This is a genomic window from Mesorhizobium sp. M7A.F.Ca.US.008.03.1.1 (genome assembly GCF_003997495.1).
GTDB lineage: Bacteria > Pseudomonadota > Alphaproteobacteria > Rhizobiales > Rhizobiaceae > Mesorhizobium.
On sequence record NZ_RZRU01000031.1, the window covers coordinates 21,704 to 39,447 of the forward strand.

A 17,744-nucleotide genomic window follows, 5' to 3' on the forward strand; every position below is an offset into this window, starting at 1 on the left:
TATTTTGGGGTTTGCGGCGGTCGGGCGGCTTGGGGAGCACGACCGCCGGCCTGCCCGCCTCTGGACAGCTTGTGGCGAAGCGGCGACAGTGCCGCCGCTGGAGCAATTCCAGGAAAGTGTGTAGCGGTTTTCCTTTGGCAATTGCGAAGAAACAAAAGTTGGAGCGGATCAGCGATCCGAACGCGGAACCGCTCCAGCGGACAGATTGAGGCAAACGGGATGGCGTCGGTGTCGGATTTCGAGCAGGGACAAACCTTCACCATCGAAGCCGGGGGCCGGCAGATCCCGCTCGAACTGAGCGCGGCCAAGCCCATCGCTGCCAGCCCGCGCCCGGGTGGCGGTTTCTCGCTGCTGTTCAAAGGCCCGCGCGACATCGCGCTGCCGCAGGCGACCTATCTTTTCACCGGGGAAAGCGGCAGCCACGAGATCTTCATCGTGCCGGTCGCCGCCGATGCGACGGGGCGGCTGTACGAGGCGGTGTTCAACTAATTGCATGACGCAGGAGCCTGGGGTTGGCCGAAGCCCCCCTCTGCTGGTGAGAGCCGCCACTTGCAATGCTCGCCGTCACCTAGCCCGCACCGCTGCCCGGCGGCGCACACGCCATCAGGTCGTAGACGCCCTTGTCCTCGACGACCGCGAAGCCCAGACCCAAGTAAAGCCGTCTCGCTGGATTGTTCTTCTCGACATGGACCGAAACTGATTTGCCGGCTAACCATGCCTCGTCGACCAGGTCGGAGAGCAGCGCTCTGCCGTAGCCCTGGCGGCGATGATGTGGCAGGAAGGCAATGTCGATGATGCGGTGCTGGCTCGGCCAGCGCTCAATATAGAGACGGCCGATGTCCTGCCCGGCGCGTTCCACCACCAGCCAGTGGGCCTCGGGATAGTGTTTTCGATAATGCGCGTGCTGGGACTGGAATTGCATGCCGAGGAATTCGGCCTTCTGTGCCTCGGTCCACGGCGTCGCCGCGAGTTCTTCGAAACGCGTCGAAGCATAGAGCCGCGACAGAAACGGCATGTCCGCCTCCACTGCCGCACGAAAGCGTAGCCCGGCCGTGTCAGACCGGGACCAGACCCGAAGGGCCTGCTTCGCTTCCGCCACGCTGCCGGAAATCAACCGTCAGACCGGCGGCGTCAGGTCGCGCACGACGACGATCTGCTTGAGATTGTTGTCGGTCAGCGACGTCCAGTTATACTCCCATTCGGAGCTGTCGATGCCCATCTGGTTGATCGTCCACAGCCCGTTGGTGCCGTCCGGCATGAGCGCCAGGCTGAACAAAGCGAGCCGGCCGTCGGCATTGTAGTTGAGCGTCAGGCGCGTCGAGCGAAGTGATGCGCCGAAATCGCGCCATCCCGACCAGTTCTGGGTGTAGGCATCCCACTGCGCGTTGAATTGGAGGAAGTGTTGCTGGTCGGCGGCGACCAGCACGATATCGCCGTCGCCCTGGATGCCGGCGGCAAGCGCCAGGTTGGACGCCCTGGAGTAGCCGGGTGTCGCCCACTGCGTCCACGTATCCGATCCGGCGGGCATCTGACGGGTGTGCAGCACCTGGCCGTTCTGGGTCAGGGCGAACAGATTGGTGGCGCCCAGCGGGCCGATCACCGGCGCCATCTCGATGAAGCCACCTGTCTGGGTCGTGTCGATCTGCACCCAACCCGTCCAGTCGGCGGCCTTCAAGGCCTGCGCCTTCGCCTGCTGGCAGCGATAGAGATGCAGGTTCGAATTGATGCCGAACAGCGCGATGCGGCCGTCACCCTGGCGTATCGCCGAAACCGTCACCAGCCCGCCGGGGATCTGGATCCAGTCGCCCCACGGTTTGGCCGGCGGCGTCAGCACGTCGACGGTGACGACGATCGGTGTCGTCGTGCCGGGAGGCGTGATGGTTTTCTGCACCTGCACGATCTGGTCCGGATTCTGGTAGATCCACCAGATGCGGCCCTGATTGTCGGTGACGAAGACCTCGATGCGGCCGTCGGCATCGCGCGCCATCGAAAGCTTCTGATAGCCGGTGGCGCCGGGTGGCGTGCCTATGCTCATCGGCGCGGTCCACTTCTCGACCGGGCCGATCTGGTTGGCGTCCTCGGAGATGAAGGACAGGTTGGTGGTTCCCGAAGGCTGCGCGACCACGGCGACGCGGCCGTCCTTGGTCAGCCCCGCCGTCATGATCACCCAGGCGCCGGGCGCGATGAACGACCATGCCGAGGGCCATGGCCCGTTCGGCGAAAGCTGCGCCTTCTGGATCAACTGCCCCTTGGCTGAATCGATGCCCACCACCATCAGCCGCGACAGTTCGAAGAAGGACGAGCCGGCCGGCTTGTGCTGGTAAATGGGTGGAGGGCCGGACGGCGCCGGGCGGGCACTGGCCCTGGAAGCCGCTTTCGGCGCCGGCGTCTTCGCCGCGGGGGCCTTCGACTTCGGTTCTGCGTTCTTGGCCATCGTACGATCCTGCCCTTTGATTCGGAATTCAGCTTCTTGGCGGGAAGACGCCTTGCAGCGCGATGCAGAAGTAACTGGTGAGATAGGGCTGCAAATTGTTGTGCGGCTGGTCGCCGCCGATCGGCCGCACCGCCTGATCGCTGAGCGGCGTCAAAGTGGCGGTCGCCGAGTGGGACTGCCCAGGAGCCGTCCGCGCGAAGGATCGTGCGGGACTTGGCGCCGCCAGATTGGCGGGATTGACGTTGGCCATCAAATTGTGCCCGTGCTGCGGCATCTCCGATATCAGCAGCGACACTGTCTCCGAACCGCCCGGCTCGCCGAGATCGTGCAGCGAAAGCCCAGGTCCTTGCCCCGGGTGCATCGGCGCGCGGCCTTGCAGATCGGGCAAGGCAAAGTTGGATTTGCCGTCGCCGCCATAAGTGGTGCCGAGCAACGAGAACAGCGCGGTGTTCTGCGACAGCGGGAGAAGCTGGCCATCGCACCAGGCCCAGCCCTTGGGCGCGAAATTGAAGGGAAAGATTCGGATTTCGGCGACGAATGGGTCAGCCATGATGTCCTCTCAGGTCGGCGACGGAAAAATGCCGAAAAGCGAAATGATAAAATTGACGCAGAGATACGGCTGGAAATTCGTATGCGGCTGGCTGCCGCCGGTCTGCCCGGCCGTCTGCGGGGACATCGCCGCAACCGCCGGTGCCTCACGATAGATTTGCGACGCGCCGACCTGCCCGGTCATGTTGCCGGTCGGGGTGCTTGCCCCGGCATTGTTCAGCGAAGCAAGGAACGGATGCGTGTGCGATGGCATCTGCTGCGGCGTAAGCGTGATTTCTTCCGCGCCACCGGTTTGGGAAAGAATGAAATCGGTGCTTTGATGGATCGGAAGGCGGCCGCGCAGGTCGGGCAGCGCGAATGTGCTCTGGCCATCCCCGCCATAGGTGGTGCCGATCAGCTGAAAAAGCGTCTCGTTCTCCGAGATGGGCAGCAGCTGCCCTTCGCAGAACATCCAGCCGGCTATCGCAAAATTGCCGGCAAACATGCGAATTTCGCCAACGAAGGGTTGTCCCATGGCTGCGCTCCCTCAATTCGGCGACGGAAAGATGCCCTGCAAAGCGATGCAGAAGCTCAGGGTCAGAAATGGCTGCATGTTCAAATGCGCCTGGTTGTTGCCGACAGGGGCCAGCGTACCGGGATCCATCGCCGTGACGTTCCCGGGCGGCGTATAGGTGTTGGCGACGGTTGCGAGCAAATTGCCGGTGGGCACTGGCGTGTCGGCATTGGCAGTGGTGGCCTGCTCGACATGGCTATGAAACGGCAATTCCGCGATCGAAAGCGTGTGCGCCTGTTCGCCGCCGCGCTCGCCCAGCGTATGGCTGCCGCCGACATGGATCGGCACGCGCCCGCGATAGTCGGGCAGCGCGAAATTCACCCGGCCGTCGCCGCCGAAGGTGGTGCCCAGCAGCGAAAACAGCGCCTGGTTCTGATTGATAGGCAGCAACTGTCCATTGCAGAGCGCCCAGCCCTTGGGTGCGAATATGAAAGACATGATTCTGATTTCGGAAAGAAATGGTTCCGACATCGCCGCCCCCTCGTTGTTAAGACATACTAACTCACAACTGCAAACTTACGCAACGTCACTGCGATCGCTAACAGCGAAATATTTCTGCTGCGTTTTATTAAAATTCTGCAGACGCTTCTGCAGAAAGGCGAGCAATCATTATCTCTGAGCCGTTTCTGACCATGGCTGAATACCAGCCTGATCTATAAGAACGGTCGCATAGAGCCGGACTCTAAGGGTTAATACATCAGCATTGCTTACGACTGAATGATCCGGTTGATCAGGGCGGTGTTACCGGCAGTGTATTCACCAGCACGATTGTACCCGCTCCACCCGTATCGTCGTAGGTAGGTGTACCGACATTGTCGTCCTGTACGACGCCTGCAGCGGTACCCGCAACCGAGCCGTTGCGAGACAGATTGAAGTGGGTGCTGGCATTGAAGTTGCTCAAGCTGACGTCCACTGCTGCATTTGGCCCGCCGACGAAGGTGTTTTGCTGCGCACCAGCACCGCCAAGGACGAGGTTCATCGTGCTTGTATCCGTGGCAGTGGCGCCATTGTCGGCAAAGAACGCGGCAAATGGGAATGCACTACCCGTTGCCGTCACACTGTTGCCGTACACCGACGCGTTCATCGTAGTGCCGCCATCGTTGTTCTGCAGGTGGATACCGGCATTGCCCCAGCCGGTGATGGTGTTGTTCTGGATAAGCGTGGTCAGTGAGCCGGACGCGCCTGCCGCACGGACGAAGATGCCATCGGAATTCGAGCCCGTTTTGGCAACCAGCGTGTTGCCGACGATTTTGCCGGTCATCGTGCCGAGGTCCTGGCCCTTGGCGACGAAGATGCCGACCGCGTCGAAGGCATTGGCGCCGCCATCGCTGTTGACGTTGTTCGAGATGTTGAAGGTCGTCGTCGCGGCGGACACGTTGCCGGCAGAGCCGCTGCGCACCGAAATCGCGGTGCCGCCCCCCGGTATGATCGTCTGGCCATTGTGGAAAATATTGTTGGTGGCGACCACATCCATGGTCGCGTTGTTGTTGGCGATCGCCTCGAAGAAGTCGGATCGCGTGCCGGAGAACGTGTTGTTGTCCAGCGTAACATTCGCGGTTGCGCTGTTGAAGACGGTGAAGCTGACATTATCGTTGCCGATGGTTGAACTGATCAGACCAAACGTGTTGCCGCTCATGGTCAGCCGGTTCAGCGTGCCGCTGGTGTTCCAGACAGCGAGGTTGCCGTAAGCGCCACCGCTGATATTGGATCCGGTGATCGAGGCGCTGCCGAGCAGATTGTCGAAGCGGATAGCGCTTTCTTCGATATTTCCGGCATTGTTGGAGCCGTTCACGCCACTGATGGTCGTGCCGGTCATCGTGAAGCCGGTAACGTTCTTGCCGTAGATGGCGAAGTTCGAGAAGTCGTTGAGCTGCATGCTGGCCAGCGACACGTTCGCCGTGCTGCGAAGGAAGATGCCGGTGCCGCCGGTGCCGGACGTGGTGTTGCCGGCTGCGGTGCTGCCATTGAGGATATCGCCGCCGGTCTTGTTCGCGATCGTGCCGCCGCTGCCGGCGGCGCCCGTTCCCGTCACGGTCAAGCCGCCCAGGGAGCCGGTATTGTCAAGGATAATGCCGGCATTACCGCTCGACCCCGTGGCCGAAATACTCTGGAACTTCAGCCCGCTCGCGCCGATCGTCGTGTTGGCGACGTTGAGCGCGGTGCCTTGGCCCGAATTGATCGTGTTGCCGGTACCGGTGGCGCTGATCGTTCCACCGCCCGTCGCATTGAAGCCCGCGCTGCCGCTGCTTGATGTATCGATGGTCAGCGTGTTGGTGAAATTGATCGTCGTGCCATTGGTGCCGCCATTGTTGGTCAGGCTGATGCCGTCACTCGCTGCGGTTGATGACACGGTTCCATCGAACGAGATCGTGCTGCCGCCGCCGGCGGTCCCGGTGTGGTTCTGGACAATGAGCGCGACGGCGTTGGCGGCGTGCGAGATGCTGCCGTTGTAATCGATGTTGGCCGAGCCACCCGAAACCAGGAACGCGGTGCCCGAGGCGCCGCTCAGCGCGCCGCTGCCGAGGTTCACCGTGCCCGTGACGTTGGTAAGGCTGACATTGTTGACGCCGCCGGCCGAGGTGGTCGAGGTGAAATTGATGCCGGCGGCGATGCCGTTGAGGTTGATCGCCTGGTTGGCAACCGCACTGATCGAGCCGGTGGTGACAGTGACCGTGCCGCCATTGGTCGCCGTGAAGGCCGTGTTGGCGGCGCCCGTTGAAATGGTGAGGTTGGCGAAGCTGACGGTCGAAGCCAAGCCGCCATTGTTGATCGAGACAGCGGTGCCGCTGCCGTTGTTATGGCTGACGGTGCCGGTGAAGCTGACCGTGTTTACTCCAGTCGCGCCGGAGATGGCGATGCCGCTGGCCCCGATGCTCGACGCGACCGTGCCGGCAAAGCCGAAGCTGCCGCCGCTGCGGCCGGTGATGCTGACAGCAGTGCCGGCGATGCTGGCAATCGAACTCGTGTTGTCGAAGCCGAACGCCGCATTGCCGCCGATGACGGACAAGCCGCTGCCGCCGGTCGTGAAGTCGACATTGGTGCCGGTGACCGTTCCGGAGGCAGCGCCGAACTTGATGCCGGTCGCGGTCGCCCCCGAGCTAATGGTGAGATTGGTCAGCATCGTCGCGCCGGTGGCGCCGGTGCCGAAGTCGATACCGGCCGCCGTGTAGCCGGTGATCGCCATGTTGCGGATCGTGGCACCCGACGTCGCGCCGCTGATGCCGATCGCGGCATTCGCGCCAACGGTGTCATTGCCATTGATGGTAAAGCCGTCGATGATGTTGCCGCTGCTGCCCAGCGTGATGATGCTGCTGCCATCCGCGCTTGTCAGCGTCGTGGTGCCACCGGGCGTCTGGTCTGCGATCGAGACAGTGTTGCTGGCCAGTTGGATGGTCGACGGCACAGTCAGCGCCAGGTTGATATTGCCATTGTCGAAGCCGCGCACCTGCTCGCCGGCGGCAAGCACCAGCGTGTCGTTGCCATTGGTGCTCTGTGCGGTGATGACACCGCCATTGTTGACGAGAACGATGATGTCGCTGGCGACAGCATTGAATTCGGCATCGGCCAGCGTCGCCAGATTGTTCTGGTCCTTGCCGCTGCCGTCGCCGGTCGACGCCGCGCCGACGAAATAGACCTTGCCGATACCGAAGCCGAGGCCGGGGCTCGACTGGAAGTTCACGTCCTGGAAATTGTAGGTGCCGGCAACCGGCGCGCTGGTCGCGTCGATGCCGACATTGGCGCTGATCGTCGAAAGCTGGTCGGTCGATTCGCCGTCGCCATAGATGAAGCCGAGGTTCGTCACGCTGTTCAGGAACACGCCAGTGTTGACGCCGGCGATGCTCGAATCGCTGCCGGCGATCACGGTGTCGCCGAGCCGCACCGTCTGGCCGCCGGTGGCGCCGCGCAGGTCGACGCCGATCGAAGTGCCGGCGGCGGCCGCGTTGGTGACGTCGAAGTCCTTGGCCGTCACCGCCGCGTTGATGGCTGCGCCGTTGAGGTCGAAGGCCACGCCCGTGGTGCTGTTCAGGCCGATGTCGAGATTGGCGAAGGACAGCGCGGCACCGAGCGTGCCGGAAACATCGACGCCGGTCGCGGTGATGCCTTGCAGATTGACCGTGCCGAGCGCGATGGCGCCGCCGCCCGACGAGGCGACATTGGTCAGGGCGATGCCGGTTGCGGCGCCGTTGGCCGAAACCGAATTGAAGTTGATGCCACCGGCGCCGACCGTCGCGCCGTTGAGGTTCAGCGCGGTTCCGGTCGTCGTGGTGATCGTGTTGGTCGCGCCGGTAACGCTGACCGTGCCGCCGCCGGTGGCGCTGAAGCCGGTGCCGGAGGTGGTGGTGATCCCCAGTCCACCCGTACCGAAACTGATTGTGGCGCCCCCATTGTTCACCAGGTCGACGGCAGTGTTGGCGCCGGTGGCTAGCGTGTTGGCGCCGCTGCTGTTGAACGTGAAGGTACCGCCGGTATTGCCGTGGATAGAGATGCCGTTGTCGAGACCGTTGGTGGCGCTGAGATTGCCCGACAGCGTGACCGTGCCGCCGGTGACACCGCCGATGTCGACGATCTTGCCGGCACTGGTCTTGGTGACCGAAGCGGCGATGTTCAGGGTGCTGGCACCGCCGATAACCTGGACACCGGCGGCGGTCGGGTCGTTGGTCGCGCCGATCGAGCCGCCATTGATGTTGATGGTAGCCGATGTGTTTTCCACGCGCACGCCCGCGCCAACGGTGTTGTCCACCGTCGCCGTGCCGATGGTGACCGGGCCGGTGACGTTGCCGAAGACATAGATGCCATTGCCACCTGCCGAACTGACAACCACGCTGTCGAAATTGACCGTCGACGACGTGTTGGCCAGGATGCTGAGACCGCTGGCGCCTGCGCCGGCGATGGACAAGGCGCCGCCGTCGAAGGTGCCGCCCGAGACACTGGAGAGCAGCACGCCGGCGAGGCCGCTGGCGGTTCCCGTCGCCTTCAGCGTATCGAATGTCATGCCGCCGGCGCCGATCACGGCGACCTGCAGCTGTACAACCTGGCCTGTTGCCGTGGTGATCGTGTTGCCGGTGCCGCTGACGGTGATCGAGGCGGCGTTGAGTCCGGTGAAGCCGTTGCCGCTCGTGGTGTCGATGGTCAGGCCGCCGCTGAAATTGGTCGAAGCCGCGGTTTGGAAGACACCGGTGCCGCTCGTCGTGTCGATGTTGGCGAGGCCGGTGACGTTGAGCGTGCCGCTCAAGGCACGGATGCCGCCGCCGGCCGCCGCGGCGTTGTTTACCGTCAGCGTGTTGAAATTGAACGTGCCGGTGTTGCCGGCGATGGCATCGATGCCGAAGCCCGAAGTGCCGTTGACAGCGGTGGCGCCAGTGACCGTGAAGGTGCCGGCAACGCCGTCGAAGATGATGCCGCTGGCGCCGCCTGTGGCGGTGACGCTGCCCACGGTCATGTTGACGGTCAGCGGGTCGAGATTGAACGCCGTGCCGGTCGTGGTGTCGACCGAACCGCCGCTGCTGTTCAGCGTAAAGGTTGTACCCGCCAGCTTGGTGTCGACCAGCAGGCCGGTGCCAAGATTGTTGAAGATGGTGAACGTGCCGAGATTGAGTGTACCGCTGGTGTTGGTGAGAGTCAGGCCGTCACCCTGGACGCGCGCGAGCGACGTGCCGATGTCGAGCGTGCCGGCACTGACGGGGCCACCGGCGCCAGTGGAGTCGAAAGTGACATTGGTGAAGGCGATGCCGCCGCCGGTGCCGCCGAGGACCTTATTGCCGGAGAACGACCGGATGGCGATCGAGTTGTGGCTCGTGTCGATGTTCTGGCCAACGAAGGACGCCGCCAGTGCCGACCCGCCCGACTTGAGCGTGTTGCCGTCGATCGAGAGGAGGAGCTTGTCGGCCGTCGCTCCGCCGCTGGTGACGAAATCGATCGCCCGGCCGGCGGCCGCGATGTCGTTGTTGCGGAGGAAGAAACTGGAGGCGGACGCCGCGTTCACGGCGACGCCGGTGCCGGTACCGGTGTTGCGGATGATGAGGTTTTCGATGCCGCCGGTGAAGACGCCGCTGCCCGATGTCGCCAGATTGACCACCGAGCCGGCAGTGTTGCTCTGCAGGATGGGCCGCAGCGAATCGATACCACCCGGCGCCGAGACGATCGGCGTGTTCTGCACCGTGGTGAAATGGAACGCCGCCGAGGCGCCGCTGCTGGCATCGACACCGAGCTGCGAAACATCGACCGCCGCGTCGTCCTGCTTGAAGGCAAGCAGAACCTGCCCGTCGTCGAGCTGGAACGAGGTGCCGCTCATGTCGATCGTCGACTGGCTGCCGCCAGTGGTCTGGTCGATCAGCACGATGACATTGGCCGTGGAATTCTGAGCGTCCGTGTAGCTGCCTGGATTGGCCAGGCTGCCGTCGCCGGTGCCGCCCTCGACGACGTAGTAGACGCTGATCGCCGACAGGTTCGACGTGTCGCCGCTGAAATTGACGTCGTTGAAATTGTAGTCGCCCGATGCCGGCAAGGTGTCGATGGTGTGGATGACCTGGCCGCCGGTGGTTGCGATCGACGATTCTGCCGGGCCGGCGCCGTCGCCGAACACCAGCTTGGCGTTGGTGGCGCTGGAGAACTGCACGCCATAGCCGACATTGGCGATAGTCGACTTCTGGCCGGCCGGATTGTTGTTGACGGTATCGCCGAGCTGGATCGTACCGGTGCCGGTGGTGCCGGCCATGTCGATGCCGATCGTGCTGGCGAAGCCGCCGCCGTCGACGTCGAAATCGCCCGCGGTGATGTTGCTGGTGCCGAGCGCGGCGCCGTTGAGGTCGAGGCCGACCGCACTGGCGGCATTGAGCCCGATGGTCAGGCCGGCGAAATTCAGCGTCGCACCGAGCGTGCCGGAAACCTGGACGCCAGTACCGGTGATACCTTGCAGGTTGACCGTGCCGAGATTGATTGCACCGCCGCTGACATTGTTGAGCGATATGCCGGTCGCCGCGCCATTGGCGGAAACCGAGCTGAAGTTGAGGCCGCCCGCGCCGACCGTCGCGCCGTCGAGCTTGAGCGCGGTTCCGGTTGTCGTGCTGATCGTGTTGTTGAGGCCGGTGATGCTGACCGTGCCGGCGCCGAAGGTGCTGGCGGTGAAGCCGGTGCCGCTGCTGGTGGTGATGCCGAGGCCGCCGCCGGTGAAGGCGAGCGTGCCCGTGTCCTGGGTCGGGCCGATGCTGGGGGCCTTGACGATGGCGTCGTTGGTGCCGCTGCTGGTGTTGAAGATCTTCGACGTGCCGGAGAAGGTGACCGTTCCCTCGGACGATCCGTCAAACAGGACGCCGACCGCTGTGCCGGTATGATCGATCGTGCTCGAAATATTGTACACGCCCTCGGCGTTGCCGCTGAAGACGAAAGCTGCTGCCCCCAGTCCCGATATTGCCGTGGTCGAAACGACCGAACCGCTCATGTTGAGCTCGCTCCAGTCGCCGCCGCCGGCTTGCACGACGCTGCCAGCGCTGACGTTGATCGAGCCGTTATAGTTCAGTGTGGCGTGGATAAGGTCGTTGCCGCCGGAGAGGGTTATCGCCGAGCCGCTGGTGCTTGTCGTCGTGCCGATCCTGGCGCTGCCGCCATTGCCGCCAACGTTGATGGTTCCACTCTGGAGGCTCGTCGCAATGCCGACCTCGCCGCCATCGATGGTCAAGGTGGATCCGGTGACATTGGCGATGTTTATGGTGCCAACCTGGGCGCCGCTGATGTCGAAGCCCTTGTAGCTGACGTCGAGATCGGTCGTGCCGGTGAAATTGACCACGCCAGCGCCGCTCAGGCCGCCCAGCGAAGCGCCGATGTAGCCGGTATCCCGCAGCCCGCCGATGTTGATGTCGCCGGCAAGGTCGATGCCCTGCAACAACACGCCGGCGGCATTGACTGTCGATACCGCTGCAACGCTGTCGAAGGTGATGCCGCCAGCGCCGACATTGGCGCCAAAGACAATGAGCCCGTCGGCGCCGGAATTGATCTTGTTGCCCGCTCCCGTGACGGTAAGGGTACCGGTCGCGAAATCTCCAAAGGCCCCGAAGCCGGCGCCGGTTGTCGTGGCTATGTCGAGACCACCACCGGTGAAGTTGATATCGGAGTTTGTGTTGTCGCTTGACGTGCCCATCGGGAAGCCGCCGGGGAAGCCGATGTTGACGCCGTCGGCCGCGCCCGAGCTGATCTGCTTGGTCGAACCTGAGAAGGTGAGCGTTACCGCGTCGTTGCCGGCAATGACGATGTTGCCGCCGGCCGCTGCATTGCTGTCGGTCAAATTGCCCGACAGGGTCACCGAGCCGGCGGTCATGCTCTGAATCGAGACCGCGGCGCCGGTGCCGTTGGTGGCAATCGTGCCACCATAGGAGATATCAGCAGTGCCGCCGCTGGTGGCGGCCGCCGCGCCGACATTGAACGACGTGTCCGTGCCGGTGTTGGTCAGCGTGCCGGTGCCGAAGCTTGCCGTGCCTGTCAGGTTCTGCAGGTCGATGCCGTTGCCGGAAGCGAATGTCGCGCTGGTCGAGGCGAAGTTGATGCCGGCCGTGATGCCATCGAGCGCCACCGCTTGCGCTGACGTGGCGCTGATCTTGCCGGTCGCGACATTGACCGTGCCGCCACCGCTGGCGCTGAATGCCGTCACGCCTGATGTGGTGATGTCCACATCCGCGAAGGTGACGGTGGAGCCGGTGTTGTTGACGAGAGAAACGCCATCGCCGCCGACCGTCACCTTGTCGGTGAAGTTGACCAGGCCGCCGCTGCGGTTGGCGATCGAGATGCCGCCACCGGTGAGAGTGCCCGCCGGTCCACTGTTTGGCAAGGTGCCGCGCGTGACCGTGATGTTGCCGGTGCCGCCATCGACGTCGAGCAGCGTGCCGGCAACGTTGACGTTGTTGTCTGTGATCGACAAATTGGTGTCGAGGCCGGCGACCTTGAACGCCGTCTGGCCGGTGGCGACATTGCTGACCGTGACGCCCTGGATGACGATGCCGCCGACATTGCTGAAGCCGGCAGCATTCTGGTCGATGGTGAAAACCGAACCGCTGCCGCCGGTGAAGTCGAACGCGGTGTCGCGCACCTGATTGCTGCCGAGCAATTGCAAGGTATCGCTGCCCGTGCTCTTGACCACGCCCTCGTCGCCGGTGACGTTGCCGCCGGTGGCGCCGAGATTGCCCTGGACATTGATCGGCTGGATGGTGCCGGAGGTGAGGATCGAGCTGCCGTTGCCGAAGCCGGCGATCGACTGCCCCGAATCGAGCGTGAACGGCGTGGCGCTGAGATCGACCGTGCCGACAAAGGCGAAGGTCAGCGTGCCGGTCATGGCATCGGCCTGGGCGGCCGTGACCGTGGTCACGTCGGCGCTAAGCCCGTCCGTGTTGGCGTGGACGATGCCACCGTCCTGGGAAATCATGATGACCCCGCCGACCGCGCTGGCCAGATGGGCGGGGCCGGTGAAGGTGACATCGTCGAAATCATAATTGCCGAGCGTCGGATCGAGCCCGATCGTGTTGACCGTGAAGCCGCCGCTGGCCGCTGTGATCGAGGATTGCAGCAAAGTCGCATCGCCGTCGCCGAAGGTGAAATTGGCGTTGGCCGACGTCGCCGTGATGCCGCCCGACGACAGTTCGACGCCGACACCAGCATTGGAAATGCTGGAGCCGCGCAGGAAGGTGATGGTCTTGTTGCCCGTCGTCGACGACAGGTCGATGCCGCGCGAGGTGAGGGCGCCGGTGCCGGTGATCGTTGTCACGCCGAAATCGGCCGTGGTCGATGAACCGCTGAAATCGATGCCGGTCTGGTTGGCGCCGACATTGCTGACGGTCGTCGTGCCGAAGGTGACGTCAGCATTGGTGAGCGCGAAGTTGATGCCGGCGGTGCCGGCCGTGGTGCCCAGCGTGATCTGGGTCGTGCCGAAAGTAACTGAACCGGCATTATTGCCGATGCCGATGCCGTCGGCGCCAGCGCCCGTAACCGTAACCGCTCCGAAGGTCGCCGATGCGGTGCTGGCGACATTGGCGACGACCAGGCCGGTGGTCGTGGCATTGGTGATCGAAAGCGGGGCGGTGACGTTCAGCGTCGCCGTGCCAGCAAGGCCGACAACAACCACACCACCGCCGCCCGTCGCGGACAGTGTCGGGCCGGTGAAGCTGATCGCGCCGCCGACCGGGGACAGCGACGAGCCGATCGCGAAAAGATTGCCGTTGCCGGTCGAGGTGACGCTGCCGCTGAAAGCCACCGAACCGCCGGTGGTGCCATCGACCTTGACCGCCGTGCCTGGCACGGCTGCCGAGCTTGAGATGTTGGCCGCTACGCCGATTGTCGCGCTGCCGCCGGAAACGACGACACCGTCCCCAGTACCCGAATTGGTGATGGTGCCACCGAGGATCGTGATCGAGCCCGTGTTGTTGGTCAGGCTGACATCGGTGCCCGCGACATTGGTCGTCACCAGATTGGTGATGGTGAAGGTCGATGACGAAGCGTTTATTGCAAGCCCGTTGATACCGGCACCGGTCCCGCCGATAGTGACATTGCCACCCAGGAACTGGCCGCCCGAGACGGCATTGAAATTAAGCGCCGTGGCTGCCGCAACGCCTGTCGTGATGCTGTCGAACGCCATGCCGCCGGTGCCGATGGTGACGCCGTCGAGATTGATCGCATGGCCGGTGCCGGTGGTGATCGACTCGGCGCCAGCGGCCGCGACATTGACCGTACCGCCGCCGGTGGCGCTAAAGCCGGTGCCGGTCGTCGTGGTGAGGTCGAGCCCGCCATTGAAACTGACGATGCTGCCGGTGTTGCCGCTCAGGTTGATCGCACTGGCGGTGCTGGTGCTGGCGGTGATCGCTCCGCCGAAAGTGGCGCTGCCGCCGCTCATGCCGGAGATCGCTACCGCGCTGGTAGCAGCGGTCTGGTTGATGGTGCCGTTGTAGGTGACGTTGGGCGTCGAGTTGCTGATGGAGAAGGCGTTGCTGCCCGTGTTGGCGATGGAACTCCCGATCTCGAAGGTCAAGGTTCCGCTGGAGCCGCCGACGATACCTATGCCTACGCCGCCGCCGGTGATGTCGAGATCGTCGAAGGTGGCGATGCCGTCGAAATTGTTGGCGGACAGCGCGGCACTGGTGGCGTCGGTGATCTTGGTGTTGCCGGTGAAATTGACGGTCGCGCTCGAACCGACAAGCGCGATGCCGGTTTGAGATGCGGTCTGGACAGTCAGGTCGTCGACCGAGACCGTACCGGTCACTCCATCGAGGAAGAGGCCGGTAGCGACATTGCTGACCGTCACGCCCTGGACGGTCAGGCCATTGATGCCCAGGCCGTGGATGCCGGCGGCGGCGCCCCCGGAAATATTGAAATCGAGCAACGTGTTGCCGTTGCCCAGCGTCACGACATCGCCGCCGCCGGAAGTGGTCAGCGTTGCCGCGCCCGCGGAATCCGAGATGGATTCGTCATGATGGACGTTGGTGCCGGTGACATTCAACGGCACCCCGCCGAGCGAGAACTCGCGGCCGTTGCCGAACGATGCCAGTTCCTGTCCGTCGCTCAGCGAGAAGCCGGTGGCGTCGTCGATTGTCCCGCGGTTGACCAGGACAATGATGGCGTCGCTGGCGGTAATGCTGTCGGCATAATCGATCGAGGCGAGGTCGGTGATCGACGTGCCGCCGCCCGAAGCTCCGGCCGCGACGAAGATGTAGTTGCGCAGATCGTAGAGTTGCGGGCCGGTAAACTGTGTCGTGCCGAAGGCGTAGTGGCCGCTGCCCTCGTTGAGCCCGCGCGCATCGAGCGAAGCGGTGATGCCGGAGATGGAGCTGGAATCGCCGCCGAAGGTAAACTCGGCGTTGGCCGTGGCCCCCGGCGTGCCGGCTATGCCCAGCCGCACGCCGGTATCGACATTGGTGATGACGCCGCCATCGGTGATGGTGATGACCGCGCCGCCGATGCTTGGCGATGTCAGGTCGATGCCGATCGAGCCGGCAGCACCGGTTCCGGTGATATTGAGCGACTGCGCGGTGAAATTGGTCTTGGATCCGGAGAAGTCGAGGCCGGTGCCGACACCCAGTCCGGAGATGACGATGTTGCCGGCGACCACCGCCGCATTGACGCCGGCAAACGAGATGCCGTCGGCGCCGGGGTTGGTGATGCTGATGTCGCCGAAGCGGATCGTCGCCGGCGAATCCGAAATGGCGATCGCCGGTCCGGTCGTGTTGGAGATCGTCGTCGCACCGTTGACGGTGAAGCTGCCCGCGACATTCTCGAGCACGACACCCGACGTGCCGCCGCTCTGGCTGATCGAGCCCAGCACCACATGGGCGGTGATCGGATCGATGAAGACGCCGATGCCGCCATTGCCGGAAATAGTGCCGCCAGTGGTGGTGAACGTGCCTCCGGTCGACGTGCCCTGCACGGTGATGCCGCGGTCGGTATTGTCCTGCGCATTGACGATGGCGAAGGTGTAGGTGCCCTTGCCGGTGATATCGAGACCGTCGTCGAGATTGCCCTGCAGCAGCGTCGTGCCGGTGAAGTTGTAAGTGCCGTCGCCGTCGATGTGCAGGCCGTCGAGGCCGCTGCCGGTGGCGGTGAAGTTGGAGCCGGTGATGCCGGTCGAGGTGCCCGTGAAGTCGGCGCCGTTGCCGCCCGCACCGGTAACCGTCACATTGGTCAGCGTCGCGCCGGTGATGTTGTTGCCGAAGATGCCGTTGGCGCCGCCGGTGATGGTGATGCCGTTCAGCGTGTTGCCGTTGCCCAGCGTGACGACGGGGTTGGCGACGTTGGTGCCCTGGATCGTGCCGTCGCTGCCGCCCAGGTTGAAGGTGCTGGTGCCGCCGCCGAAAAGCCTGGCGGTGACGCTTTCGCCGCCGCTGATGACGGTCTGTCCATTGGCAAGCGTCACCCCGCCAGTCGTCAGATTGCCGTTGCCGCCAAGCGCGACGACAAAGCCGTTCGCACCCGACTTGGTCACGGCGTCGTCCAGCGTCGTCGGGTCGGCCAGCGTGCCGGTGCCGGCCAGGCCGCCATCGGCGTAGTAGAACTTGCCGAAGGCGGCATTGGTGGCGGCGTTGATGGCGACACGCGTCGTCGAGCCGCCGGTCAGCGTCTGCGACTGGACGCGGACGCCGATGTCGCCACGCACGCGCTCGTTGACGCGCTTGCGCAGGCCTTCGCTGACCGGATAGACCGGCTCCGGCCCACTGCCGGCGGCGTCTGCATTGTCCGAGCCGCTGCCGGGATTGAACGGGATGTTCAGCCGCACACTGCCGGCGAACTGGGTGTCGTCGCGATTGTCGTTGCGGACCTCGCCGGCAAAGACCAGTTCCGTGTTGCTGCCGAAGACATCGCCGATCGTATACTCGAACCCGGCCTTGGCGCCGGTGACGCTGCCGTCGTCGCCATGCGGATCCTCGAAGTGATAGCCGCCGATGTCGAGCCGCAGCGAATGCTTGTCGGGCAGGTTGACCGGCACCTGCGCGCCAACCTCGCCCTCGATGCCCCACGCCGCGTAGTCGCGGTGGTCGAGGACCGAGATCTGCTCGATCAGCTGGTTGCTGACCATCGACAGGGTCGAGCTGGTCGAGTGATCCGTCGAATCGCCCTTGATCGGCAGATAGACGTTCACATGGGCATCGAAATGAGGCGTGATCGCCTCGGCGCCCAGCGTGGCCGCGGTGAACTGGGTGGAGTTGTAGTTCTCGATGTTGAGATAGGCGTAGCCGCCGATCATCAGGTCCGGATTGACGATGCGGCGAATGCCGAGGCCGACATCCTGGCCGAAACCATCCTTGAAATCGTGCTTGGCCCGGACATCCAGGAACAGCACGGATTCGGCCGTCTGCTTGAGCGGAATGAAACCTTCGAGTGCGCCGTTGCCGCCATTGTTGTCGGCGCCGATGATGGCGCGGATCTGCGGCTGCCACAGGCCGTTCGGATCGGCATGGGCCGTCAGACCGGAAAGGCCGAGCGCCAGCGTCGTCAGCGCCGTCGTCTTCCAAAGATGCCTTGCGATTGGCGAACGGCGATGGCCGGCGCGAGCGTGGAAATCCTCCCCACGCGCCACCATCTCACCAACTTGCCGAGAAGTCTCGGTAGTTCCCATCCCTGGCGAGTCCTTCGGGGACTACACGCGCCCCGTGTAAACCCTTACTCGAATTCTATTTTATAGCGAGTCTCGGGCGCTCCGATTTCTGCAATCTCCCTGCAAAATTGTTCGCTGTATCCGAA

Annotated in this window: 7 protein-coding genes; 1 reads left to right on the plus strand and 6 read right to left on the minus strand. The window is 63.9% G+C overall.

What is annotated here, in order from left to right; genetic code table 11:
- Positions 1 to 219 precede the first annotated feature (219 nt).
- Positions 220 to 489 carry a hypothetical protein gene (locus tag EOA16_RS29395; RefSeq protein WP_127261278.1) on the plus strand — a complete coding sequence of 90 codons (270 nt, stop codon included), beginning with the start codon at positions 220 to 222 and terminating at the stop codon, positions 487 to 489.
- 79 nt (positions 490 to 568) lie between these two features.
- Here EOA16_RS29395 and EOA16_RS29400 read toward each other — a convergent pair whose 3' ends face one another.
- The 6 genes from EOA16_RS29400 to EOA16_RS29425 form a co-directional block, all read right to left on the minus strand.
- Positions 569 to 1,099, minus strand: coding sequence for a GNAT family N-acetyltransferase (locus EOA16_RS29400; protein WP_281035962.1), 531 nt, complete (start codon positions 1,097 to 1,099; stop codon positions 569 to 571).
- A gap of 18 nt (positions 1,100 to 1,117) precedes the next feature.
- Entirely contained in the window at positions 1,118 to 2,434 is a 1,317-nt protein-coding gene (locus EOA16_RS29405; RefSeq protein ID WP_127261280.1) for a hypothetical protein, read from the minus strand.
- Positions 2,435 to 2,462: 28 nt separating this feature from the next.
- Entirely contained in the window at positions 2,463 to 2,984 is a 522-nt protein-coding gene (locus EOA16_RS29410; protein WP_127261281.1) for a tail fiber protein, read from the minus strand.
- Between the two features lie 9 nt (positions 2,985 to 2,993).
- Positions 2,994 to 3,467, minus strand: a complete 474-nt coding sequence (locus EOA16_RS29415) for a tail fiber protein (protein WP_245456049.1) — start codon at positions 3,465 to 3,467, stop codon at positions 2,994 to 2,996.
- A 42-nt stretch (positions 3,468 to 3,509) separates the two neighbouring features.
- Complete coding sequence (locus tag EOA16_RS29420; protein WP_127261283.1) at positions 3,510 to 4,007, minus strand: tail fiber protein; 498 nt, start codon at positions 4,005 to 4,007, stop codon at positions 3,510 to 3,512.
- A gap of 259 nt (positions 4,008 to 4,266) precedes the next feature.
- The gene (locus EOA16_RS29425) at positions 4,267 to 17,619 is read right to left on the minus strand and encodes a hypothetical protein (protein WP_245456050.1); all 13,353 of its coding nucleotides are present in this window, start codon (positions 17,617 to 17,619) and stop codon (positions 4,267 to 4,269) included.
- Between the last annotated feature and the right edge of the window lie 125 nt (positions 17,620 to 17,744).